The sequence below is a fragment of the Rhizobium atlanticum genome (assembly GCF_030182485.1).
Lineage (GTDB): Bacteria > Pseudomonadota > Alphaproteobacteria > Rhizobiales > Rhizobiaceae > Rhizobium.
The window spans coordinates 1-637 of the sequence record NZ_JAQJCJ010000092.1 but is presented as its reverse complement, the minus strand read 5'-3'; the positions used below and the strand labels follow the sequence as shown (position 1 = coordinate 637).

Sequence of the window (637 nt, the reverse complement as noted above, 5' to 3'; positions counted from 1 at the left end):
CTGACGCTCAGCGTGTCGCTGACCGCGTCGCCCTGGTTGAGCGCCTGTGTTGCCGCCCGGCTGTTGTCGAGCGTATAGGTCCAGCTGCCGGTGGCGGCATTGAAGCTGAAGCTGCCATAGATGCCGTTCAGCGAGGCCGGGGCGGCAAACACCGCCTCGCCGTCGTCGACGTCGCTGACCGTCAGCTTGCCGGAGGCGCTCGGATCGCCGCTGCCGGCCGCACCCGCCTCGACCGTCGCCCGGTCGTCGGTCACCGTCGCATCGACGACGATCGCAGCCGCATCGTTGGCGCCGGTGATGGCGACGACGATGTTGTGGCTGGCGGTGCCGTCGAGCGAGCTGACGCTCAGCGTGTCGCTGACCGCGTCGCCCTGGTTGAGCGCCTGTGTTGCCGCCCGGCTGTTGTCGAGCGTATAGGTCCAGCTGCCGGTGGCGGCATTGAAGCTGAAGCTGCCATAGATGCCGTTCAGCGAGGCCGGGGCGGCAAACACCGCCTCGCCGTCGTCGACGTCGCTGACCGTCAGCTTGCCGGAGGCGCTCGGATCGCCGCTGCCGGCCGCACCCGCCTCGACCGTCGCCCGGTCGTCGGTCACCGTCGCATCGACGACGATCGCAGCCGCATCGTTGGCGCCGGTGA

General features: G+C 69.7%; 1 protein-coding gene. It reads right to left on the bottom strand.

Annotation, left to right across the window (positions count from 1 at the left end):
- The coding region (locus tag PH551_RS32850; protein WP_285196414.1) for a VCBS domain-containing protein at window positions 1–637 on the bottom strand (637 nt) is incomplete at both ends.